Raw genomic sequence first — 20,996 nt, 5'->3', positions numbered from 1 at the left:
CGTTGCCATGGGCTTCCTTTTCTTACGCGGGTGTACGGGTGGTCGGTTCTGATACGTCTGTCGCGTACGGGGGAGGGTGCGCGGGCGTCCGCTGCGGAGAGCGGCAGTCGCCGAAGCTCTCGCGCAGCCGGCCCATCAGCTCGATGAGCAGCCCGACCTCGGCGTCGGACCAGTGGCTGAGCCGGTCGGAGAGCAGGCGTGACGTGCGCAGGGACAGCTCGTCGAGCTGGGCGTGCCCGGCCGCGGTGAGGCGCAGGATGCGCGAGCGTTTGTCCGCCGGGTCGGGGGACCGTTCGATCCAGCCCCGGTCGGCGACGTGCGCCACATGGCGGCTGGTGACCGACATGTCCACGGACAGCAGCTCCGCGAGCTTGCTCATCCGCATCTCGCCGTACCGGCCGAGCAGGGTGAGCACGGCGGCGGATCCCGCGGGGCACTCGGGCGGCAGGATCCGGCCCATTCCCCTCTTCACGGCACCGATGGCGCTGAGCTGACGAGCCAGTTCCTCGTACTGCGCCTGCTCGGCCATCGCACCTCCCTTTATTCGTTGCTTAGGGCAACCATAAAGAAGTTGGTTGCCGCAGGCAAACGAGTTCGGGGCTGCAGGGATAAAAAGTTGGCAAAGGCAAGTGTTGGCGAACGGAAACGTGCAGGCGGGAGGGGTGGACGGGGCGGGAGATACGGAGGGGACGGCCGTCGAGGTGAGGAGGCGACGCGGAGGCGGTGTGCGTGCTGGTCGCGGGTGCTGTGCGGTCGGGTCACGATCGGCGTGATGAGCAACCCGGCACTTGGGCAGCCCGCGCGCATTCGCTAGGGTCCGGCCTATGGCAAACACCCAGGGCCCCGAGGGCAACTACGACCCCGCGGGCAGCACTCAGATGTTCCGTGCGTTCGTCGACGAGGCCCCCCAGGGCCGGCAGCAGCAGGCGGCCGCTCCCGCGGGTCCCCGCGTGGGTCTGATCGTCGGCGTCGTCCTCGCCGTCGCGGTCGTCGCCGCGGTGGCCTGGCTCGCCTTCATGTGATCGAGCGGGACCGCGAGATCGGGCGCAACCGCCTGATCGGGCGGGAGCGCGGGGGCGTGACCCGGTAGGGGCGCGCCCCTACTTCCACGCGACGGACACGTCCTGTGTCTCGACGTGCATGCCCAGCGGCACCCGCCAGGAGTCGACGCACACCGTCCAGGTCCCGCTCTTCCTCCCGCCGGCGGCGATCGGCGCCGGAAGGGGTTCGGTCGACCGGACGGTCGCCCAGTCGATCCCGAGCGCCCCGATGATGTGCGTCCCGAAGGTCACCGTGCCCGAACGGACCGCCGTACCACCGGTGTTGCTGAAGGAGAGGGTCACCTTCTCGCACCAGCGCTGACCGGTGGCCGTGCGCGAGGGCTCGCTCACGGCGAGCGCGGCGGGCCGGCCACTCGCCGTCGGCCCGGGCGAGGACGGGGTCGACGAACCTCCCGAACTTCCCGAAGAACCTCCCGAACTCCCGCTCGTGCCACCGGAGTCGCCGCCGGAGTCACCGCCCGAGGGTGAGCCGGACGACGCCGAGGACCCGGCGCCCGTCCCGGTTCCCGTGCCTCCCGCGCTGCCGGACGCGGTCCCCGAGTCGCCCCCGCCGGCGGCGGAACCGGTCGAGCCGCCCGAACCGGGCGACGAACCGTGCGAGCCGTCCGCGTCACCCGTGCCGCCCGTCGGCGTACCGCCGCCCGGACCGGCGGCCGAGGACCTCTCGCCGGCTCCGGAACTCCCTTTGCCTCCGGTGGGGTTGGCGCCGTCCAGAGGTGCCAGGGACACCTCTCCCGACGGTGCCACCACCGCCCCCGACGCCCGGGGGGAGCCGTCCGCGGCCCCGACGGCGGCATATCCGCCGTCCCCGCCGCTCCCGCACGCGGCCAGCAGTCCGCCCAGACACAGCGCGGCCGCCGACGTGCCCACCAGGGCACCTCGGCGACCGCTCGGCGATCCATGACGCATCGGCTCGTGACGCATCGCGCCAGTGTGGCTGACGACCCGTCAAATATGAACCCCGCGTGGGACGGTCAGTCGGAGATGAGTCCTTCGCGGAGCTGCGCCAGCGTGCGGGTGAGCAGCCGGGAGACGTGCATCTGGGAGATGCCGACCTCCTCGCCGATCTGCGACTGGGTCATGTTCGCGAAGAAGCGGAGCATGATGATGCGGCGCTCGCGCGGCGGCAGCTTGGCGAGCAGCGGCTTGAGCGACTCGCGGTACTCCACGCCCTCCAGCGCGGTGTCCTCGTAGCCGAGGCGGTCCGCGAGGGAGCCCTCGCCGCCGTCGTCCTCGGGAGCGGGCGAGTCCAGCGACGAGGCCGTGTACGCGTTGCCGACGGCGAGACCGTCGACCACGTCCTCCTCGGACACCCCGAGAGCCGTGGCGAGTTCGGCGACCGTCGGCGAGCGGTCGAGCCGCTGCGACAGCTCGTCGCTGGCCTTGGTGAGGGCCAGGCGCAGCTCCTGGAGGCGGCGCGGGACGCGGACCGACCAGGACGTGTCGCGGAAGAACCGCTTGATCTCGCCGACGACCGTCGGCATCGCGAAGGTCGGGAACTCGACGCCGCGTTCGCAGTCGAAGCGGTCGATCGCCTTGATCAGGCCGATGGTGCCGACCTGGACGATGTCCTCCATCGGCTCGTTGCGGGAGCGGAAGCGGGCCGCCGCGTACCGCACGAGCGGGAGGTTGAGCTCGATGAGGGTGTCCCGGACGTAGCCGCGCTCAGGGCTGTTCTCGGCGAGTGCCGCGAGGCGCAGGAACAGGGAGCGGGACAGGGTCCGGGTGTCGATGGCGCCCGAGGACTCGGGGACCAGAGCGGCTTCCGGGGCCTCGGCGGCAGGGACGTCGTGAAGCGCGGCGTGCGCCTCGGGCACTGCGTCGCTCTTCGTGAGCGTGAGCACCTTCGAGCTGCCCTGATCTGCGGACATGCCACCCCCTTTGGGTCGCGGACGGTCGCGGCAGTCGCTCCCGTCGGAGGAACGCAGCCTCCACCTGAATACCGGAGGCGAGGCCGCGGCAAACGCGCTCCCGGAAGAATGTCACATGTCGGCAACACGCTGTAGAGACTTGTCGACATGTAGAGGGTGGATCGGCCCTGGAAAAAGGGGGTCTGACAGGTAATCAGCGCTGAACCGACATAAAAAGTGACCTTGAGCGATTAGCTCTTCTCGGTTACGCCTCGATCCTGTTTGCGGATCGAAGACGCGCGAAGCTGCGGGCGAGGAGCCTTGACACATGCATCTGGGAAACACCCAGTTCCGCGCTGATCTGTGACTGGGTCAGATTGCTGTAGTAGCGCAGGAGCAGGATCCGCTGCTCGCGTTCGGGCAGCTGTACGAGCAGATGCCGTACGAGGTCGCGGTGTTCGACCCCGTCGAGTGCGGGGTCCTCGTATCCGAGCCGGTCGAGCAGTCCCGGCAGTCCGTCGCCCTCCTGGGCCGCTTCGAGGGAGGTCGCGTGGTACGACCGTCCGGCCTCGATGCAGGAGAGGACCTCCTCCTCGGTGATGCGCAGCCGTTCGGCGATCTCCGCGGTGGTGGGCGAGCGTCCGAAGGCGGTCGTCAGGTCCTCGGTGGCGCTGTTCACCTGCACCCACAGCTCGTGCAGCCGGCGCGGTACGTGGACGGTGCGAACGTTGTCGCGGAAGTACCGCTTGATCTCGCCCACGACCGTCGGCATCGCGAAGGTCGGGAACTGCACGCCCCGGTCCGGGTCGAAGCGGTCGATGGCGTTGATCAGGCCGATCGTGCCGACCTGGACCACGTCCTCCATCGGCTCGTTGCGGGAGCGGAAGCGGGCCGCCGCGTACCGCACGAGCGGCAGGTTCGCCTCGATCAGCGCGCTGCGGACCCGCAGGTGCTCCGGGGTGCCGGGCTCCAGCACCTTGAGTTCGCCGAAGAGCACCTGGGTGAGGGCCCGGGTGTCGGCGCCCCGGCGCCGCTCCTGAGGGACCTCCTGGGCCGTTTCGGGGGCGGTCGCGGGGCCCTGGGTGCCCGGAGCGGCGTTCGGTGCCGTGGTCTGCGTCAGGGGCCGCGCCGGGGGTGGCGGCGGGGCGGAGGCCAGAGCCGTCGCCCGGTCCTGGGCCGGGGCTTCCTCCTGGGGCGGCGCAGTACTGGCCGACACGGTCAACGCCACCTCTTCGTTCGTCAACGATCCGTCGACGTATCCGTCAACTCATCCGTCAAAAGCGGTCATAGCATCACAAGACATGTGCACTGTGTGCAAGCACCGCATAACGCCGTGTTGAGGGTGAACAGGAGGTGAGTTGGGGTTCAAGACGCCGAAAACCCCTGACCGGTTGCGGTCAAGGGCTCGGTAAGAGTGTGCGATCAAAAACGGTCAGAACGGGTAATCGGCGATCACCCAGGTGGCGAACTCACGCCAGAGCGCGACACCGGCGGTGTGGGCCGGGTGCTCCAGGTAACGCTTGAGGGCGTCGGCGTCCTCGACGGCGGCGTTGATGGCGAAGTCGTACGCGATGGGCCGGTCGCTGATGTTCCACTCGCACTCCCAGACCCGCAGCTCGGGGATCTGCCCGCCGAGCGCGCGGAAGGCGGCGACGCCCTCGGCGACGCGGGGCTCGTCGCGCCGCACGCCGTCGTTGAGCTTGAAGAGGACCAGATGGCGGATCACGGGTACTCCCTGGTGATGAGGTGGTTCTTCGCTCGGTCACGCCCTCGCGGGGGCGCGCCTCGCTCCGTCGGGCCCGCTCGGCGCCGGATGCGCGGCCCTGCCGCGCCGGCGTCGGTGCCCTGCGTCAGTTCTTCGCTCCGTCGGCGACCCAGGTCATGAAGTCGCCTATCGCCCCGGCGGCGCTCGATATGCCCTCGAACGCTATCTGGACGTAGTCGGCGGCCTTGGCCGGATCCGTGATGATCACGTAGAGCACGAAGACCACGAGCACGTAGATGGCGATCTTCTTCGAATTCACCGCCATGGCGGCCTCCCCTGTGACTCCTGCGCCCGTCGGCCCCCTGCTGCCGGCGGTGAGTGTAACCTTCACGCCCCCTTTAAGGACCAACGGCCCGCTGGTAGAGGTCCTTTGCGGGGCCTGAGCGGCGCGCTCACGGTCCAGCATGGAAGGGAGCCCCGGCGGGAACCGTCAGGAGTCCCCGGGGCCCGGAGGGACCCCACTGCGGGGTTCTCGCCGCCCGACTTTCCCCCGAGACGGCGGCGTGGACTTGCGGGTCCCTGCGTGGGGGAAGCGGGCGCCCCCGAATTGCGCCCCTTCCCCCTCCTCTGTGGGAGCGGAGAGCCCTTTCGGGTACGGAAGCCCCGGCGACCGAGCGGCGCCGGGGCTCCTTCGCGTCGCGGCCCCCGCGGAGCCCGGGAACGCACGAAGGGCCCCGTCTTTCGACGGGGCCCTTCAGAAGCGGTAGCGGAGGGATTTGAACCCTCGGTGACTTGCGCCACACTCGCTTTCGAGGCGAGCTCCTTCGGCCGCTCGGACACGCTACCGAGGGAGACCCTACCCCAAGGTGGCCCGTGGTCTGAAATCCGTTCCGGCGGCCCGGTCAGCGGTCGCGGAAGAAGTCGGTCAGCAGTGCGGCGCAGGCGTCGGCGAGCACGCCCTCGATCACCTCGGGCCGGTGGTTGAGCCGCCGGTCGCGGACGACGTCCCAGACGGATCCTGTCGCGCCCGCCTTCTCGTCGCGGGCGCCGTAGACCAACCGGTCGACACGGGACTGGACGAGCGCGCCGGCGCACATCGTGCAGGGCTCCAGGGTGACGACGAGCGTGCACCCGGTCAGCCGCCACTCACCGAGCGCGGCGGCGGCCCGGCGCAGCGCGAGGATCTCGGCGTGCGCCGTCGGGTCGCCGGTGGCCTCGCGTTCGTTGTGCCCGGCCGCCAGCACGGTGGTCCCGTCCGGGGACAGCACGACGGCACCGACGGGAACGTCCCCGCCCCGGACGGCCAGCCGTGCCTCGTCCAGCGCGAGCCGCATCGGGTCCCGCCACCGGTCGCGTACGGGATCGGGTGGCGGGGGTACCTGGCGCGGGGTGCTCATCCGGGGAACCTAGCGGAATCCCGCCGGGCACGGCGGAAGGCCGGAGCCGGTGGGCGGCGGACGGCAGGCGAAGATCCGGCCCGCTGGATCGGGCCGGTTCGCCGGTATGGGGGCAGGGGTGCGGGAGAGGGGCCGGGCCCGCCGTTTCCGGAGGCCCTGACCTGTTCCGGACGTCCTAGCGGACGGTCTCCAGAACCTCTGCCGCGCCCAGGGCCTCGGCGATCGTGCCGAGCGCGTCGCCTTCGTCCAGGGCCAGCAGTTCCTTCTCGCTCACTCCGAGGTCCGCGAGGATGTAGCGGTCCCCGACGGGGCTGTGCGAGACGGCGTCGCCGGACACGCTCCCCTGGTCCTCGTCGTCGTCCTCGGAGTCCCCTGGTTCACCGTCCTCGGTGCCGTCCAGATCGAGGGAGTCCAGGTCGGCGTCGTCGTCGCCCGGATCCCGTCCTAGTAGTTCGTCCGTGAGCAGGATCTCGCCGTACGAACTGCGGGCGGCAGCGGCGGCGTCCGAGACGTAGATACGAGGATCCTCCTCGCCGTCCACGCGGACGACGCCGAACCACGCGTCCTCCTGCTCGATGAGCACGAGCACCGTGTCCTCGTCCGAGACCTCACGGGCCAGATCGGTCAGATCCGACAGGGTTTCCACATCGTCGAGCTCTGTATCGCTCGCTTCCCACCCGTCTTCGGTGCGCGCGAGCAGTGCGGCGAAGTACACCGTGACTCTCCCACTGGTCATAGGTGTGCCGGTTGGGGTTCCCCCCGGCGGAGGCTGTGGGCGGGGAGTGCTGCTGCTCCGAGCCCCGCCCACTCGGAATCGTGGCAGAAAGACAGCGTTCAGGGGACGTCTTCGGCCTGCTGTGTCCGCCTCTTTTGATCGCTAACAGCGGATCGTACGCGGCTGCCCGCGCCGCGTGGAGACCTCCTCGCCCGACACGTCCTCCACACGGCCCCTCGTGAGGCGGGCGCGGCGCGGTTCCCGGGCGGCCGGGCGGCCGGGCGCGTCCGCCCGCGCGCCGACCGCCGGGCGGGCGCGTTCCCTTGTCAGGGCGGGTGTGCCCCGGGTGCCGGCGCGGCCGGGTCGCGGGAGCGGGTCCGGTTCTTGCGCGCCGACCCCCTCCGTGGGCGTGTCGGCCGCGGAGGCGGCGTGCCGGACCGGAGCCCGGCGCCGTGCGCGGGCGCGCGCGGTGGTGCGTACGGCTGTGGCTACCAGCGGAACGTGCGCATGCGCATCGCGTGGCGCAGGCGGGCCGTCTTGGCCCGGCGGGGCTGGACGCGGTCGCGCAGCTCGCGCGCCTCGGCCAGGTCGCGCAGGAACTGGGCCCGCCGCCTCCTGCGTTCGGCGTCGCTCTCCAGCCGTTCGGACGACTCCTCTTGCTGGTCCCGCATTGGCACACCACCCCAGGTCCGTCCCTCCCACCTTCCCTCCGATGGATGGTTTGATGCCAGCGGACGGGTGATGCCGGGCGGCGGCCCTTGCCGGGCGGGTCGGTGGCGGGTGCCGTGGGCCCCGCTACTGTTGTGGACATGCGTCTTCACGTCGTCGACCACCCCCTGGTCGCCCATAAGCTCACCACCCTGCGCGACCAGCGCACCGACTCCGCGACCTTCCGGCGGCTGGCCGACGAACTGGTCACCCTCCTCGCCTACGAGGCCACGCGCGACGTGCGCACGGAGCAGGTCGACATCGTGACGCCGGTCTCCCCGACCACGGGCGTCAAGCTCTCCTACCCGCGCCCGCTCGTCGTGCCGATCCTGCGCGCGGGCCTCGGCATGCTGGACGGCATGGTCCGGCTGCTGCCGACCGCCGAGGTGGGCTTCCTGGGCATGGTGCGCGACGAGGAGACGCTCGAGGCCTCCACGTACGCCACCCGGATGCCGGACGACCTCTCCGGCCGTCAGGTGTACGTCCTGGACCCGATGCTGGCCACCGGCGGCACGCTCGTCGCCGCGATCCAGGAGCTGATCAAGCGCGGCGCCGACGACGTCACCGCCGTGGTCCTGCTCGCCGCCCCCGAGGGTGTCGAGCTGATGGAGCGCGAGCTCGCCGGCACCCCGGTCACCGTGGTCACGGCCTCGGTCGACGAGCGCCTGAACGAGCACGGCTACATCGTGCCGGGCCTCGGCGACGCGGGTGACCGCATGTACGGGGCCGCCGAGTAACGCCCCGGCTCCGCGGCACCCGCGGAGCGCACCGGTACTCCGCGGCACCCCGCGGAGCGCACGGGTACGGACACGACTCCGGAGCCGGCGGCTCGCACGCGAGCGCGGCTGCGGAGTCGTCGGTGCTTCCTCGGGAACGGTCCCGGGGTCAGCAGTGCTTCTTCGCGTCGGCGGGCGCCGGCTGGGGCCGCGTGAGGACGGTCAGCGCCTTGTCGGCGTCCGCCTTCTTCGTCAGCTCCTTGAACGCGGTGCCGATGATCAGGTCGACCGTGGTGGCCTGGGCGCGGCCGTCGGTCTTCAGCTCGGCGCCGGAGAGCTGGGTGTTGAGGACGGGCAGCGCGGCCTGGCCGGCGGCCTTGGCGCCGAGCAGTATCCCGGCGCCCGCGACCTTCTTGTCGTACGCGGCCGTCGCGTTGCCCACGTCGCCGATCTTGAAGCCGCGTTTCTTCAGCTCGTCCGCCGTCTGCTTCGCGAGCCCGCTGCGGGGCGTCGCGTTGAAGACGTTCACGGTGATCTGGCCGGGCTTCGGCAGCGTGGACGCCACGGCCGCAGCGGCGGCGGCGGACGCCTTCGCCTCCGGCGTGACCTTCGAGGCGCAGTCCGCCTTGGTGCCGGCCGCCGTGGCCTTGCTGCCGCCCGTGTAGATGTCGATGAGCTGCAGGGACCCCCACCCGATCAGACCGAGAACGGTGACGGAGCTGAGGCTCAGGAACACGAACTTGCGACGCCCGCGGGGGCGGCGCATCCGCGGGTACTTGTCCCCCGTGATCCGATACTGGCCACCCATGCCAGGGGGAGTAAGCATGCTCATGGGCGCAGCGTAGTGCGCCGGGGCGCCAATGCCTACTAGATGATCATTGCCCGGCGTTCAGTTCAACCCATTGGGGTCAAGCCGTGGCCATTAGTCCAGTTCAAGAACGCGCGCGTGCAGCACCTGGCGCTGCTGCAGCGCGGCGCGGACGGCGCGGTGCAGGCCGTCCTCCAGGTACAGATCGCCCTGCCACTTGACGACGTGGGCGAAGAGGTCGCCGTAGAAGGTGGAGTCCTCGGCGAGGAGGGTCTCCAGGTCGAGCTGGCCCTTCGTCGTCACGAGCTGATCGAGGCGGACCGGGCGCGGCGCGACGTCCGCCCACTGCCGGGTGCTTTCCCGGCCGTGGTCGGGGTACGGCCGGCCGTTTCCGATGCGCTTGAAGATCACACGGAAAGCCTACCGGTCAAGACCTTCCGGGCGCAGCCATGGCGGCGGAGTGCGACGCTGGAAAAGATGTCGTAAATCCTTTCAAAACGGGAACAGGGGTCTGATATGAGTGACGGCGAGACCGTCCGGTCGGCTGCCGCCGGGACCGCTCCCGAGCGGGTCGCCGGCGCCCCCGCGCTCCCGCGGGAGGCCCTGGAGATCGCGGCCGGCTACGCCTTCGCGGGCCCCGCTCTCGACCTCGGCGCCCTGCTCTGGGACGGGGCGTGCCTGTCCGACGCGCAGATCCGCGTCCCGCTGCCGATGCTCAACCGGCACGGCCTGGTGGCGGGCGCCACCGGCACCGGCAAGACCAAGACGCTCCAGCTCATCGCCGAGCAGCTCTCCGCGCAGGGCGTCCCCGTCTTCCTCGCCGACATCAAGGGGGACGTCTCCGGGATCTCGGTTCCGGGCGAACCGGGGGCGAGGGTGCAGGAGCGGGCCGGGGAGGTCGGCCAGGAGTGGACACCGGCCGGCTGTCCGGCGGAGTTCTACGCGCTCGGCGGCCTGGGCCACGGCATTCCCGTACGCGCCACGGTCACCAGCTTCGGGCCGGTGCTGCTGTCCAAGGTGCTCCAGCTCAACCGGACCCAGGAGCAGTCGCTCGGCCTGATCTTCCACTACGCCGACCAGAAGGGCCTGGAGCTGGTCGACCTCAAGGACCTGCGCGCGGTCGTCGCCTTTCTGACCTCGGACGAGGGCAAGCGGGAGCTGAAGGGGATCGGCGGGCTGTCCACCGCCACGGCGGGTGTCATCCTGCGCTCGCTGACGGCCTTCGAGGCGCAGGGCATGAGCCCCTTCTTCGGGGAGCCGGAGTTCGACACGAGCGAGCTGACGCGCCTGGCGCCGGACGGCCGGGGCGTGGTGTCGGTCCTCGAACTGCCCGCCGTGCAGGACAGACCGCAGCTCTTCTCGACGTTCCTGATGTGGATGCTCGCCGATCTCTTCCACGACCTGCCGGAGGTCGGCGACGCGGACCGGCCGAAGCTCGTCTTCTTCTTCGACGAGGCCCATCTGCTCTTCAGCGACGCGTCGAAGGCGTTCCTGGACTCGATCACGCAGACGGTCCGGCTCATTCGCTCGAAAGGGGTCGGCGTGTTCTTCGTGACGCAGACGCCGAAGGACGTGCCCGCGGACGTTCTCGCCCAGCTCGGCAACCGCGTCCAGCACGCGCTGCGGGCCTTCACGCCGGACGACCAGAAGGCGCTGAAGGCCACCGTGAAGACGTTCCCCGACTCCCCGTACGACCTCGAAGAGGTCCTGACGGGCCTCGGCACCGGCGAGGCCGTGGTCACGGTGCTGAGCGAGAAGGGTGCCCCGACGCCGGTCGCGGCGACCCGGCTGCGCGCGCCGAGGTCGCTGATGGGTCCGGTGGAGGCGGACGCGCTCGACCGGGCGGTGCGGGAGTCGCCGTCGTACGGGCGGTACGGGCAGGCGGTGGACCGGGAGTCGGCGTACGAGAAGCTGTCGGCGGCGGAGGCCGCCGAAGCGGAACCCGCGTCCTCCTCGCGGCAGCGCGGCGGGACCGGCACGCGGTCCGGCACCCCGTCCGCATCCGGGGCCGGCACCGATGACGGGCGTTCCGGTGGCCGGAGCCGGCCCGAGGAGCCGAAGGAGGAGCCCTCCATGGTCGAGCAGGTCGTGGGCAGCGGTCTGTTCAAGTCCCTGGCGCGGTCGGTGGGCACCCAGATCGGGCGGGAGATCACCCGTTCGGTCTTCGGGACGGCGCGCAGGCGGCGCTGACACCGCTGCGGCGTCGACACCGCTTCCCGTGGCGCGGGCGGCGGGAAGGGCGCCGGTCCCGGGGGGCGGGACCGGGGCCGGGGTCAGCCGCGGGCGGCCTTCGCCGCCGCCTTCATCTCCTGCTTGTGCGCCCGGACCTTGGCGAGGGACTCCGGGCCGGTGATGTCGGCGACGGAGCGGAAGGATCCGGACTCGCCGTAGGGTCCCGCCGCCTCGCGCCAGCCCTCGGGGGCGACCCCGAGCTGCTTGCCGAGGAGGGCCACGAAGATCTGGGCCTTCTGCGGTCCGAAACCGGGGAGTTCCTTGAGCCTGCGCAACAGCTCGGCGCCGCTTCCGGCGTCCTTCCAGACGGCCGCGGCGTCTCCGTCGTAGTGCTCGACGAGGTACTGGCAGAGCTGGTGGATGCGCTTGCCCATCGAGCCGGGATAGCGGTGCACGGCGGGCTTGGCCGACAGCAGCTCGGCGAACTTCTCCGGGTCGTACGAGGCGATCTCGTGCGCGTCGAGATCGTCCGCCCCCATGCGCCGGGCGATCGTGTACGGGCCCGCGAAGGCCCACTCCATCGGCACCTGCTGGTCCAGCAGCATGCCGACCAGCGCCGCGAGGGGGCTGCGGCCGAGCAGTTCGTCGGCCTCGGGCTGCTGGGCGAGGTGAAGCGTGACGTCCATGAACCGATGATCCCGCGTACGGGGGCGGGCCGCGCGGTCGCGGCGGGGCGGGCCGCCCGGCTTCACCGGGTCCTCACCTCCGGCGTACGATCCTCCCGATTAAATTAGGTTAGCCTAACCTGACATGACTGGGGATGGACCGTGACCGCCGAGATCTACCGTGACCCCTGGGGCATCCCGCACCTGCGCGCCGCCGGCGCCCTGGAACTCGCCCACGCCCAGGGCCGGGTCACCGCCCGGGACCGCGCCTGGCAGCTCGAGGTCGAGCGGCACCGCTCCCAGGGCACCTCGGCCGCCTTCCTCGGCGCGGAGTCCGTCGGCTGGGACCGGTTCGCCCGGCAGGCCCGGCTCGACGACACCGCGCGACGCTGCTTCGCCTCCCTGGAGCGGAGCGACCCCGAGACCGCCGCGTGGGTCGTCGCGTACGTCGACGGCGTCAACGCCGGGCTGGCCGAAGGAGCCGCGCGGGCACCCGAGTTCGCCGCGAGCGGGCTCGAACCGGGCCGCTGGGAGCCCTGGAGCCCGCTGGGGGTCTGGCTCGGTACCCACATCCTCTTCGCCGGGTTTCCCGCCAAGCTGTGGCGCGAGGAGGTCGCCCGCCGGCTAGGCACGGACGCGGTCGGCCTGTTCGCCATGGACGGGCCGGGCACGGCCGGGAGCAACGGATGGCTGGTGAGCGGCGAACGCACCGCCACCGGGCAGGCGTTGATCGCCGGCGACCCGCACCGCTTCATCGAGGACCCCGGCGTCTACCAGCAGATCCGCCTGTCCTGCCCGGAGTTCGACGTCGTCGGCATCGCCGTCCCCGGCGTGCCGGGCATCGCCCACTTCGCCCACACCGGAACCGTCGCCTGGGCGATCACCAACGCGATGGCCGACTACCAGGACCTCTACCGTGAGCGGCTGCGCGAGACCGGCACCGGGGCCGTCGAGGCCCTCGACCCGGACGGGGTGTGGCGGGCCGCGGCACGGCACACCGAGCGGGTGGAGGTGGCCGGCGGCGAGAGCGTCGAGGTCGAGGTGATCGAGACGGCACGCGGACCCGTGGTGATCGGGGGCACCGGCGCCGAGGAGTCCATCAGCCTGCGCTACCCGCCCCGCGTCACCGCGCACCTCGGCTTCGGCGCGCTCCTGCCGCTGCTGCGGGCCCGCCGCGTCGCCGACGTGGACCGGGCCTTCGACGCCTGGGCGGAGCCGGTGAACGTCGTGCAGGCCGCCGACACCGAGGGCGGGCTGCTGCACCGCGTCGCGGGCCGCGTCCCGGTGCGCGCCACGGCCAACCGCCTCCGGGTGGTGCCCGCGTGGGAGGCCGGCCACGACTGGACCGGCTGGCACGAGATGCCCCGCGGCCCGGTCGAGGACGGCCTCGCCGTGATGGCGAACCAGCGCGGCCCCGCGACCCCGCTCGGAGTCGAGTTCGCGCCCCCGCACCGCGCCGAACGCATCCGTCGACTGCTCGACACGGGGCGCACGTTGTCGGCCGCCGACATGCCGGCCATCCACATGGACACCCGGCTCGGCTCCGCGGCGGCCCTGCTGGACCCGCTGGCCGCCCTCGAACTCTCCGGCGCCGCGGCCGGCCTCCGGGACCGGCTCCTGCGCTGGAACCGGCACATGGACGCCGACAGCGGCACGGCCGCGCTGTTCGCCCAGGTGCGCGACGCGGTCGTACGCCGGCTCGTGGCGCACCCGGCGCTCGCCGTCCTGGCCGAACCGCCCGCCCGTCCGGCCGTCTTCCTGCCCTGGCTCGCGCTCACCCCGCGCGTCGCCTTCGCCCTGGAGAACCTGCTGACGCGAGGGGAGGCGTACGGCATCGACCGCGACGCCGTGCTCCGGGCGGCCGTCGAGGAGGCGGCCGCCGCGCCCGTCTCCCGCACCTGGGGCGACACGCACCGCCTCGCCCCCTGGCGGGCCCTGCCCGGCACCCCGTACGACGAACCGGCGCTGTCCGGCGACAACGACTGCGTCCTGTCCACCTCGTCGCTCCCCGGACTGACCGACCTGAGCGCCCGCGGACCCGCGGCCCGTTACGTGTGGGACCTCGCCGACCGCGACGCCAGCCTCTGGGTGGTCCCCTTCGGGGCCGACGGCGTTCCCGGCGCGGCCCACCACCGCGACCAACTCCCCTTGTGGCTCGGGGGAGATCTCGTCCCGGTGACCACCGACTGGAACACGCTGACCAAGGAGAGCGATGACGACTGACACGTACGCCGCCACCCGCGAGGCCGTTCACGAGCAGCGGATCGACGGGTTCGGCACGGTCCGCGTGCTGCCCGTCGACCCGCACGCCGACCTGGACGTGCTGCACGGCTGGGTCGCCGAGGAGCGCGCCGCCTACTGGGGGATGACCGGGTTCACGAAGGAGCAGGTGCTGGAGACCTATCTGCACCTCGACTCGCTCGACACCCACCACGCCTTCCTCACGCTCAAGGACGGCGTCCCGGCCGCGCTCTTCCAGACCTACGAGCCCGAGGCCGACCGCGTCTCCGAGTGCTACGAGGTCCGGGCAGGCGACATCGGCGTCCACCTGCTCATCGGGCCCCCGGCTCCCGGGGCCGGCGCACTGCCGGGCTGGTCGTCCACGCTGCTGTCCGCGTTCCTGGCGTACGCGCTGACCGGACTCGGCCGGCGGCGCGCGGTCGTCGAACCCGACGCCCGCAACGCCAAGGCCATCGCCCGGCTGACCCGGCAGGGGTTCGTCCCCGCCGGGGACATCGTGCTGCCCGCGATCGACCTGCCCGAGGTCCGTCTGCCCGAGAAGCGCGCCCGGCTCGCCTTCCTCACCCGCGAGGCCTTCGAGAAGGGCCCGACGGCCCCGAGGTGAGCCGGACGCGGCCCGTTTCCGTACATGACCGAGACTCTGGACATGCGGATACGGAGACGGCGTGTGAACGGAAACGGGCAGCGACGGCGACGACTCGGCGCCAGGGCCCTGGCCCTGCTGGGCGGTGTCCTGGTCCTGGTGCTCTTCGGCGGCGTGGGCGGCGCGTCCGCCCACGCCGCGCTGACGGGCACCGATCCGCAGGAAGGCAGCGTGCTGAAGTCGGCGCCCCGCCGGGTGACCCTGACGTTCAGTGAGTCGATCGGCCTGTTCGACGACTCCTTCCGCGTGCTCGACCCGGACAACCGGCGGGTGCGCACCGGCGAACCCGAGCACGCGGACGGCCGTTCCGACACCGCCGGCATCACCCTGCCGAGCGGCCTCGCCGACGGCACGTACACCGTCGCCTGGCGGGTCGTCTCGGCGGACAGCCACCCCGTCTCCGGCGCCTTCACGTTCTCGGTCGGCAAACCCTCCGCGACCCCCGCTCCGCCGCCGCCCACCGCCGGCGACCCCGTCTCCTCCGCCCTCTACGACATCGCCCGCTACGCCGCGTACACCGGACTCGCCCTGCTCATCGGCGCGGTCACGTTCGTGCTCGCCTGCGGCTTCCCCGGCTCGGTACGGCGGCTCCTCGTGACCGGCTGGTGGATCCTGCTCGGCTCCACGTTCGCGCTGCTCCTGCTGCGCGGCCCCTACGAGCGCGGCACCGGCGTGGCGGAGGCCTTCGACCCCGACGGCCTCAGCGACACCCTGGCGAGCCGGCCCGGCATCGTCCTGGTGGCGCGGCTGGCGCTGCTCGCCGCCGTGGCCTTCGTGCCCCCGCGGGTGCCGGTACGGGACCGGGGAGCCGGCCGTGGCGTCCTCGTGCTCGGGGTGGTGTTCTCCCTGGCCCTGGCGGTCACCTGGGCCGCCGCCGAGCACGCGTCCGCCGGGATCCAGGTGCCCGCCGCGATGGTCTCCTCCGTGCTGCACCTGCTCGCCATGGCGGTGTGGCTCGGCGGTCTGGCCGCCCTCCTGACCGCCCTGCACCGCCCCGCCGAGCCGGTCCCCGCGGCCGTCGTCACCCGCTTCTCACGGCTCTCCCTCACCTCGGTCGCCGTCCTCGCGGTCACCGGCGTCTACCAGTCCTGGCGCGGCCTCGGCTCCTGGGACGCCCTGACCTCGACGACGTACGGCAGGCTCCTGGTCGTGAAGGTCGTCCTGGTGGCGCTGCTCCTGGCCGGAGCCGCCCTCTCGCGGCGCTGGACGGCCCGGCTGGCGACCACGCGGACGCCCGCCACCGTCCCGGCCGGCCGCGTCGCGGTCCCGGTCGCGGTGTCCGCCGGGGTGTCCGAGGGCACCGTCTCCGGGGACGTACGCGAGGAGCCTGCGGACGGCCGGAAGGGCACGACGGGGGACGAGCCGTCGGCGGAGGTGCCGGAGGCCGGGGAAGCGGCCTCGGACGGGCCTGCGGGAGACGGCACGACCGGAGACGGCATGACGGGAGACGGTCCCGCAGGTGACGGTTCGGCGGGCGACGGGGCGAAGGGCGGGCCGGGGGAGACCGAGTACCACCGGGGACTGCGCCGCTCGGTGCTCGCCGAGGTCACCGTCGGGATCCTGGTGCTGGTGATCACGACGATGCTGACCGGGACCCAGCCGGGCCGCGCCGCCGCCGAGAGCGCCGACGCGGTCGCGGCCGTGCGCCGGGTGACCTCGAAGACGACCCTGGTGCCCTTCGACGTCGGCACCCCGGGTGGTCACGGCAAGGCCCAGGTCGAGCTGACGCCCGGCCAGGTCGGGGAGAACTCCGTGCAGGTCGTGGTCTTCGGCCCCGACGGCGGCCTCGTGACCGTCCCCGAGGTGCGCCTGACCTTCACCCTGGAATCCCAGAAGGTCGGCCCGATCGACGCGGAGATCACCGACAAGGGCGGCTACTGGACCTCCGACGGCCTCACGCTCCCCCTGCCCGGCACCTGGACGATGAAGGTCACGGTCCGCACCAGCGATCTGGACGAGGTCACGGTCTCGAAGAAGGTGACGATCGACTGAGTCCGACGGACGCGCGCCCCGGCCACGAGCGTGGCCGGGGCCCGCGCGGGCCCGACGGGGCCGGACAACGTCGAAGGGCCCCGCTGCAAGCAGCGGGGCCCTTCGACATCGTGCCCGGTGAGGCACTGGCGGAGGATACGAGATTCGAACTCGTGAGGGGTTGCCCCCAACACGCTTTCCAAGCGTGCGCCCTAGGCCTCTAGGCGAATCCTCCGCGGCAAACAATACAAGACGTTGAGGAGTGCTCGCGAACTCGTTCCCCGCCCCGCGGATCCTGTACTCTTTGCGGAGCCCCTCACGTGGCGCTATCTGACTGAACTCCCCCAGGGCCGGAAGGCAGCAAGGGTAGGTCGGCTCTGGCGGGTGCGTGGGGGGCGCTTGCGTTTCCGGGACGGTCGCCCGGACGGCCCTTGGGGCCGGGGGCCCGGCCGCCGGGGACCGGATGCCGTCGGGGCCGCGACCGGGATGCGCTCGGGCGGTCCTTGATGTCAGTGGGCGCCTATAACCTCGTAGACGTGTCGTCTCTCGCGCTGTACCGCCGCTATCGCCCGGAGTCGTTCGCCGAGGTCATCGGGCAGGAGCATGTCACCGACCCGTTGTCGCAGGCGCTGCGGAACAACCGGGTCAATCACGCGTACCTGTTCAGCGGTCCGCGCGGGTGCGGCAAGACGACCAGCGCGCGCATCCTGGCCCGTTGCCTGAACTGCGAGCAGGGCCCCACCCCGACCCCGTGCGGCCAGTGCCAGTCCTGCCAGGACCTGGCCCGCAGCGGCCGGGGATCCATCGACGTCATCGAGATCGACGCCGCTTCGCACGGTGGTGTGGACGACGCCCGTGACCTGCGCGAGAAGGCCTTCTTCGGGCCCGCGAGCAGTCGTTACAAGATCTACATCATCGACGAGGCCCACATGGTCACGTCGGCCGGCTTCAACGCCCTGCTGAAGGTCGTCGAGGAGCCCCCGGAGCACCTCAAGTTCATCTTCGCCACGACCGAGCCCGAGAAGGTCATCGGGACGATCCGGTCGCGGACCCACCACTACCCGTTCCGGCTGGTGCCGCCGGGCACGCTGCGCGAATACCTGGGCGAGGTCTGCACGCAGGAGGGGATTCCCGTCGCGGACGGTGTCCTGCCCCTCGTCGTCCGGGCGGGCGCCGGGTCCGTGCGTGACTCCATGTCCGTGATGGACCAGCTCCTCGCGGGCGCCGCCGACGACGGTGTGACGTACGCCATGGCGACCTCGCTCCTCGGGTACACGGACGGCTCCCTGCTGGACGCCGTCGTCGAGGCGTTCGCGGCCGGGGACGGCGCCGCCGCCTTCGAGGTGGTGGACACCGTCATCGAGGGCGGCAACGACCCGCGGCGCTTCGTCGCGGACCTGCTGGAGCGGCTGCGGGACCTGGTGATCCTGGCGGCGGTCCCGGACGCGGTGGAGAAGGGGCTCATCGACGCCCCGGTCGACGTCGTGGAGCGCATGCAGGCGCAGGCCGCGGTCTTCGGCGCCGCCGAGCTGAGCCGCGCCGCCGACCTCGTCAACGAAGGACTGACGGAGATGCGCGGGGCCACCTCGCCGCGCCTCCAGCTCGAACTCATCTGCGCCCGCGTCCTGCTCCCCGCGGCCTACCGGGACGAGCGGTCCGTGATGGCCCGCCTCGACCGGATCGAGCGCGGGGTGAACTTCTCCGGCGGCGCTACCGCCCCCGCCATGGGGTACGTGCCCGGACCCGAGGCGCACGGTCCGGCGCCGGTCCCGCAGGCCGGGCCCGCGGCTCCCCCGGTTCCTCCGGGGGGTGGCCTCGCGGCGGCCCGCGCGGCGGCCCGGGGAACGGGACAGGGCGCTCCGCAGGGAGCGGGGCACGGAGGCGTCGGGGACGGCACCGGCGCCCCGGGCGTGGCGCCCGCGGCGACGGCTCCCGCGACCCCTGCCGCTCCTCCCGCGCCCGCCGCGTCCTCCACCGCCCCGGCTCCCACCGGCGCGCCGGTGGCGGCTCCCTCCGCCCCCGAGCAGCCCGCGGCCCCGGCCGGCACACCCACGGGGGCCGCGCCCGGTGCCTGGCCCACCGCCACGGCGGCCGGCAGCGGCCGGCGGCCCGGCGGCTGGCCCACGACGGCTCCCGCGGGCGGCGGCCGCCCCGCGGCGCAGTCCGCTCCGGCGCCCGGCGCCGCACCCGTGGCCCCGGCCGCCGCCGCTCCGGGAGCACCCCAGGCCGCGGCTCCGGTCGCGGGTGGTCCCGACCCGCGCGTGCTGTGGCCGAACATCCTGGAGGCGGTGAAGAACCGCCGCCGGTTCACCTGGATCCTGCTCAGCCAGAACGCGCAGGTCACGGCCTTCGACGGCACGACTCTGCAGATCGGCTTCGTCAACGCCGGGGCGCGGGACAACTTCGCGAGCAGCGGCAGCGAGGACGTGCTGCGGCAGGCGCTCGCGGAACAGTTCAACGTGCAGTGGAAGGTCGAGGCCATCGTGGACGCCTCGGGCGGCTCGGCACCGCCGGCGGCCCCTGCGGGAGGCGGTTACGGCGGCGGAGGGGGCTACGGCAGCGGCGGCGCGGGAGGCTCCGGCGCCGGCGGGTACGGCGGTGGCGGTGGAACGGGCGGGTACGGCGGGGCTCCGGCCGGTCAGCGGCTCGCACCCCAGCAGTCGGCCGCCCCGGCCCCCGGGTCCACGGCCCCGCAGTCCGGTCCCTCCGGCGGCCGTCCCCAGGCCACGGCCATGTCCGCGCCCGCGCCGGCCCCGGCGTACGAGCCGCCGCCGGTCGCCCCCGAGGACGACATCCCGGAGGACGACGACCCCGACCTGGACGAGTCCGCCCTCTCGGGCCACGAACTGATCGTCCGCGAACTCGGCGCGACGGTGGTCGAGGAATTCACGAACGAATGACCCCCGGACCCCGGGTCGCTCCCGGGACCTCCCCGGCCAGGGGGCCGGAGCCTCTTCCTGGAGGATCGCACCAGCCCCGTACCCCCGTCGTCTCGGAAGCCCCTACAAGGGCGGGGGCCGGGGGCGGCTAGGCTGGGGCTGTGAAGGTCCTTGTCATCGGTGGTGGCGCCCGCGAACACGCCCTGTGCCGCTCCCTGTCCCTCGACCCCGACGTCACCGCCCTGCACTGTGCTCCCGGCAACGCCGGGATCGCGGAGGTGGCGGAGTCGCACGCGGTCGACGCCCTCGACGGCGCCGCCGTGGCCGCGCTGGCCACGGAGCTCGGCGCCGAGCTGGTGATCGTGGGCCCGGAGGCCCCGCTCGTCGCCGGTGTCGCCGACGCCGTGCGCGCCGCGGGCATCCCCTGCTTCGGCCCGTCGAAGGAGGCCGCGCAGCTCGAGGGCTCCAAGGCGTTCGCGAAGGACGTGATGGCGGGTGCCGGCGTCCCCACGGCACGCTCGTACGTCTGCGTGACGCCGGAGGAGGTCGAGGAGGCGCTCGACGCGTTCGGAGCCCCGTACGTCGTGAAGGACGACGGACTGGCGGCCGGCAAGGGCGTCGTCGTCACCGACGACCTCGAGACGGCTCGGGCGCACGCCAACGCCTGCGACCGCGTCGTCATCGAGGAGTTCCTCGACGGCCCCGAGGTCTCCCTCTTCGCGATCACCGACGGTACGACCGTCGTCCCGCTCCAGCCCGCCCAGGACTTCAAGCGCGCGCTGGACGGCGACGAGGGCCCGAACACCGGCGGCATGGGCGCGTACTCGCCGCTGCCGTGGGCGGACCCGAAGCTCGTCGAGGAGGTCATGCAGACCGTCCTCCAGCCGACCGTCGACGAACTGCGCCGCCGCGGCACCCCGTTCTCCGGGCTGCTGTACGCCGGTCTGGCGATCACCAGCCGTGGCGTGCGGGTGATCGAGTTCAACGCCCGCTTCGGCGACCCCGAGACCCAGGTGGTCCTCGCCCGGCTGGCGACCCCGCTCGCCGGTGTCCTGCTGGCGGCCGCGAACGGCACGCTGGCCGATCTGGAGCCCCTGCGCTGGAGCGAGGACGCGGCGGTCACCGTCGTCGTGGCCTCGCACAACTACCCGGACACCCCGCGCACCGGTGACCCGATCACCGGGCTCGACGAGGTGGCCGCGCAGGACGCCCCGCACGCGTACGTCCTGCACGCTGGCACCCGTCACGAGGGCGGCGCGGTCGTGAGCGCGGGCGGCCGTGTGCTGTCCGTCACAGCGATCGGATCCGGCCTCACCGAGGCCCGGGAGCGCGCCTACGCGGCCGTCGCCCGCATCGGCCTGGAGGGTTCGCAGCACCGCACGGACATCGCCGCCAAGGCGGCCGCCGAGGCGTAGCCCACGGTCCCCATAGCAGCACCGAGCCCCGGACTCCGTACGGAATCCGG

20 protein-coding genes, 2 tRNA genes and 1 other RNA gene are annotated in these 20,996 nt (G+C 72.6%); 9 read left to right on the top strand and 14 right to left on the bottom strand.

Annotated elements, in window-relative coordinates; all coding sequences use genetic code 11:
• Positions 1-22: 22 nt before the first annotated feature.
• A complete protein-coding gene (locus ACZ4TO_RS23080; protein ID WP_382782960.1) occupies positions 23-529 on the bottom strand; it encodes a MarR family winged helix-turn-helix transcriptional regulator in 507 nt (168 codons plus the stop codon).
• Between the two features lie 295 nt (positions 530-824).
• Here ACZ4TO_RS23080 and ACZ4TO_RS23075 point away from each other — a divergent pair, with 295 nt between their 5' ends.
• Entirely contained in the window at positions 825-1,022 is a 198-nt protein-coding gene (locus tag ACZ4TO_RS23075; protein ID WP_037615166.1) for a hypothetical protein, read from the top strand.
• Between the two features lie 78 nt (positions 1,023-1,100).
• Here the strand turns inward: ACZ4TO_RS23075 and ACZ4TO_RS23070 are convergent, their stop codons facing one another.
• The 9 genes from ACZ4TO_RS23070 to ACZ4TO_RS23030 form a co-directional block, all read right to left on the bottom strand.
• On the bottom strand, positions 1,101-1,931 hold the full coding sequence (locus tag ACZ4TO_RS23070; RefSeq protein WP_468025092.1) for a hypothetical protein: 831 nt from the start codon (positions 1,929-1,931) through the stop codon (positions 1,101-1,103).
• A 104-nt stretch (positions 1,932-2,035) separates the two neighbouring features.
• Entirely contained in the window at positions 2,036-2,932 is an 897-nt protein-coding gene (locus ACZ4TO_RS23065; RefSeq protein ID WP_382782954.1) for an RNA polymerase sigma factor SigF, read from the bottom strand.
• A 244-nt stretch (positions 2,933-3,176) separates the two neighbouring features.
• Positions 3,177-4,133: an RNA polymerase sigma factor SigF gene (locus ACZ4TO_RS23060; RefSeq protein ID WP_382784224.1), complete on the bottom strand. Its 957-nt coding sequence runs from the start codon at positions 4,131-4,133 to the stop codon at positions 3,177-3,179.
• Positions 4,134-4,343: 210 nt separating this feature from the next.
• Positions 4,344-4,637, bottom strand: coding sequence for a Dabb family protein (locus ACZ4TO_RS23055; protein ID WP_382782952.1), 294 nt, complete (start codon positions 4,635-4,637; stop codon positions 4,344-4,346).
• 124 nt (positions 4,638-4,761) lie between these two features.
• Entirely contained in the window at positions 4,762-4,941 is a 180-nt protein-coding gene (locus tag ACZ4TO_RS23050; RefSeq protein ID WP_382782948.1) for a hypothetical protein, read from the bottom strand.
• A gap of 436 nt (positions 4,942-5,377) precedes the next feature.
• Positions 5,378-5,462 (bottom strand) — tRNA-Ser (locus ACZ4TO_RS23045).
• 56 nt (positions 5,463-5,518) lie between these two features.
• Positions 5,519-6,013, bottom strand: a complete 495-nt coding sequence (tadA, locus tag ACZ4TO_RS23040) for a tRNA adenosine(34) deaminase TadA (RefSeq protein ID WP_468025091.1) — start codon at positions 6,011-6,013, stop codon at positions 5,519-5,521.
• 175 nt (positions 6,014-6,188) lie between these two features.
• Positions 6,189-6,728 (bottom strand): tRNA adenosine deaminase-associated protein, encoded by a 540-nt coding sequence (locus tag ACZ4TO_RS23035; protein WP_382784222.1) that lies wholly within the window; start codon positions 6,726-6,728, stop codon positions 6,189-6,191.
• A 488-nt stretch (positions 6,729-7,216) separates the two neighbouring features.
• Positions 7,217-7,399 carry a hypothetical protein gene (locus tag ACZ4TO_RS23030; RefSeq protein WP_361682768.1) on the bottom strand — a complete coding sequence of 61 codons (183 nt, stop codon included), beginning with the start codon at positions 7,397-7,399 and terminating at the stop codon, positions 7,217-7,219.
• Between the two features lie 138 nt (positions 7,400-7,537).
• Between ACZ4TO_RS23030 and upp the strand changes: the two genes are divergently transcribed.
• On the top strand, positions 7,538-8,173 hold the full coding sequence (gene upp, locus ACZ4TO_RS23025) for a uracil phosphoribosyltransferase (RefSeq protein ID WP_382782941.1): 636 nt from the start codon (positions 7,538-7,540) through the stop codon (positions 8,171-8,173).
• Positions 8,174-8,321: 148 nt separating this feature from the next.
• Here upp and ACZ4TO_RS23020 read toward each other — a convergent pair whose 3' ends face one another.
• Positions 8,322-8,984, bottom strand: a complete 663-nt coding sequence (locus tag ACZ4TO_RS23020; RefSeq protein WP_468025090.1) for a LytR C-terminal domain-containing protein — start codon at positions 8,982-8,984, stop codon at positions 8,322-8,324.
• A gap of 90 nt (positions 8,985-9,074) precedes the next feature.
• Positions 9,075-9,371: a type II toxin-antitoxin system VapB family antitoxin gene (locus ACZ4TO_RS23015; RefSeq protein ID WP_003999914.1), complete on the bottom strand. Its 297-nt coding sequence runs from the start codon at positions 9,369-9,371 to the stop codon at positions 9,075-9,077.
• A gap of 105 nt (positions 9,372-9,476) precedes the next feature.
• Between ACZ4TO_RS23015 and ACZ4TO_RS23010 the strand changes: the two genes are divergently transcribed.
• Positions 9,477-11,150 (top strand): helicase HerA-like domain-containing protein, encoded by a 1,674-nt coding sequence (locus ACZ4TO_RS23010; RefSeq protein ID WP_468025089.1) that lies wholly within the window; start codon positions 9,477-9,479, stop codon positions 11,148-11,150.
• 83 nt (positions 11,151-11,233) lie between these two features.
• Here ACZ4TO_RS23010 and ACZ4TO_RS23005 read toward each other — a convergent pair whose 3' ends face one another.
• Positions 11,234-11,818, bottom strand: a complete 585-nt coding sequence (locus ACZ4TO_RS23005; RefSeq protein ID WP_382782934.1) for an HhH-GPD-type base excision DNA repair protein — start codon at positions 11,816-11,818, stop codon at positions 11,234-11,236.
• Between the two features lie 141 nt (positions 11,819-11,959).
• On the opposite strand from ACZ4TO_RS23005, the gene ACZ4TO_RS23000 reads away from it, so the two are divergent.
• The 3 genes from ACZ4TO_RS23000 (at position 11,960) to ACZ4TO_RS22990 (ending at position 16,673) form a co-directional block, all read left to right on the top strand.
• Positions 11,960-14,020: a penicillin acylase family protein gene (locus ACZ4TO_RS23000; RefSeq protein ID WP_468025088.1), complete on the top strand. Its 2,061-nt coding sequence runs from the start codon at positions 11,960-11,962 to the stop codon at positions 14,018-14,020.
• Positions 14,010-14,642: a GNAT family N-acetyltransferase gene (locus ACZ4TO_RS22995; RefSeq protein ID WP_468025087.1), complete on the top strand. Its 633-nt coding sequence runs from the start codon at positions 14,010-14,012 to the stop codon at positions 14,640-14,642. The genes ACZ4TO_RS23000 and ACZ4TO_RS22995 overlap by 11 nt, the downstream gene beginning before the upstream one ends.
• Positions 14,643-14,705: 63 nt before the next feature.
• Entirely contained in the window at positions 14,706-16,673 is a 1,968-nt protein-coding gene (locus ACZ4TO_RS22990) for a copper resistance CopC/CopD family protein (RefSeq protein WP_468025086.1), read from the top strand.
• Between the two features lie 126 nt (positions 16,674-16,799).
• On the opposite strand, the gene ACZ4TO_RS22985 is transcribed toward ACZ4TO_RS22990, so the two are convergent.
• A tRNA-Ser gene (locus ACZ4TO_RS22985) sits at positions 16,800-16,887 on the bottom strand.
• Positions 16,888-16,959: 72 nt separating this feature from the next.
• On the opposite strand from ACZ4TO_RS22985, the gene ffs reads away from it, so the two are divergent.
• The 3 genes from ffs to purD all read left to right on the top strand — a co-directional run bounded on the left by ffs (position 16,960) and on the right by purD (position 20,946).
• Positions 16,960-17,058, top strand: an RNA gene (gene ffs, locus ACZ4TO_RS22980) — signal recognition particle sRNA small type.
• A gap of 130 nt (positions 17,059-17,188) precedes the next feature.
• Complete coding sequence (locus ACZ4TO_RS22975; RefSeq protein ID WP_468025085.1) at positions 17,189-19,552, top strand: DNA polymerase III subunit gamma and tau; 2,364 nt, start codon at positions 17,189-17,191, stop codon at positions 19,550-19,552.
• Positions 19,553-19,692: 140 nt separating this feature from the next.
• Positions 19,693-20,946, top strand: a complete 1,254-nt coding sequence (purD, locus tag ACZ4TO_RS22970; RefSeq protein ID WP_385042988.1) for a phosphoribosylamine--glycine ligase — start codon at positions 19,693-19,695, stop codon at positions 20,944-20,946.
• Positions 20,947-20,996: the final 50 nt, after the last annotated feature.

It is taken from the genome of Streptomyces sp. NPDC028298, assembly GCF_055565895.1.
The sequence above is the reverse complement of the archived record's forward strand: the minus strand, read 5'-3'. Positions and strand labels throughout refer to the sequence as shown.

Excerpts from the sequence above, each read along its gene's own strand:
- upp (WP_382782941.1), top strand. The coding sequence starts at position 7,538 with ATGCGTCTTCACGTCGTCGACCACCCCCTGGTCGCCCATAAGCTCACC.
- ACZ4TO_RS23020 (WP_468025090.1), bottom strand. The coding sequence starts at position 8,984 with ATGAGCATGCTTACTCCCCCTGGCATGGGTGGCCAGTATCGGATCACG.
- ACZ4TO_RS23075 (WP_037615166.1), top strand. The coding sequence starts at position 825 with ATGGCAAACACCCAGGGCCCCGAGGGCAACTACGACCCCGCGGGCAGC.
- ACZ4TO_RS23005 (WP_382782934.1), bottom strand. The coding sequence starts at position 11,818 with ATGGACGTCACGCTTCACCTCGCCCAGCAGCCCGAGGCCGACGAACTG.
- ACZ4TO_RS23010 (WP_468025089.1), top strand. The coding sequence starts at position 9,477 with ATGAGTGACGGCGAGACCGTCCGGTCGGCTGCCGCCGGGACCGCTCCC.
- ACZ4TO_RS23050 (WP_382782948.1), bottom strand. The coding sequence starts at position 4,941 with ATGGCGGTGAATTCGAAGAAGATCGCCATCTACGTGCTCGTGGTCTTC.
- ACZ4TO_RS23080 (WP_382782960.1), bottom strand. The coding sequence starts at position 529 with ATGGCCGAGCAGGCGCAGTACGAGGAACTGGCTCGTCAGCTCAGCGCC.
- ACZ4TO_RS22995 (WP_468025087.1), top strand. The coding sequence starts at position 14,010 with ATGACGACTGACACGTACGCCGCCACCCGCGAGGCCGTTCACGAGCAG.
- ACZ4TO_RS23030 (WP_361682768.1), bottom strand. The coding sequence starts at position 7,399 with ATGCGGGACCAGCAAGAGGAGTCGTCCGAACGGCTGGAGAGCGACGCC.
- tadA (WP_468025091.1), bottom strand. The coding sequence starts at position 6,013 with ATGAGCACCCCGCGCCAGGTACCCCCGCCACCCGATCCCGTACGCGAC.
- ACZ4TO_RS23065 (WP_382782954.1), bottom strand. The coding sequence starts at position 2,932 with ATGTCCGCAGATCAGGGCAGCTCGAAGGTGCTCACGCTCACGAAGAGC.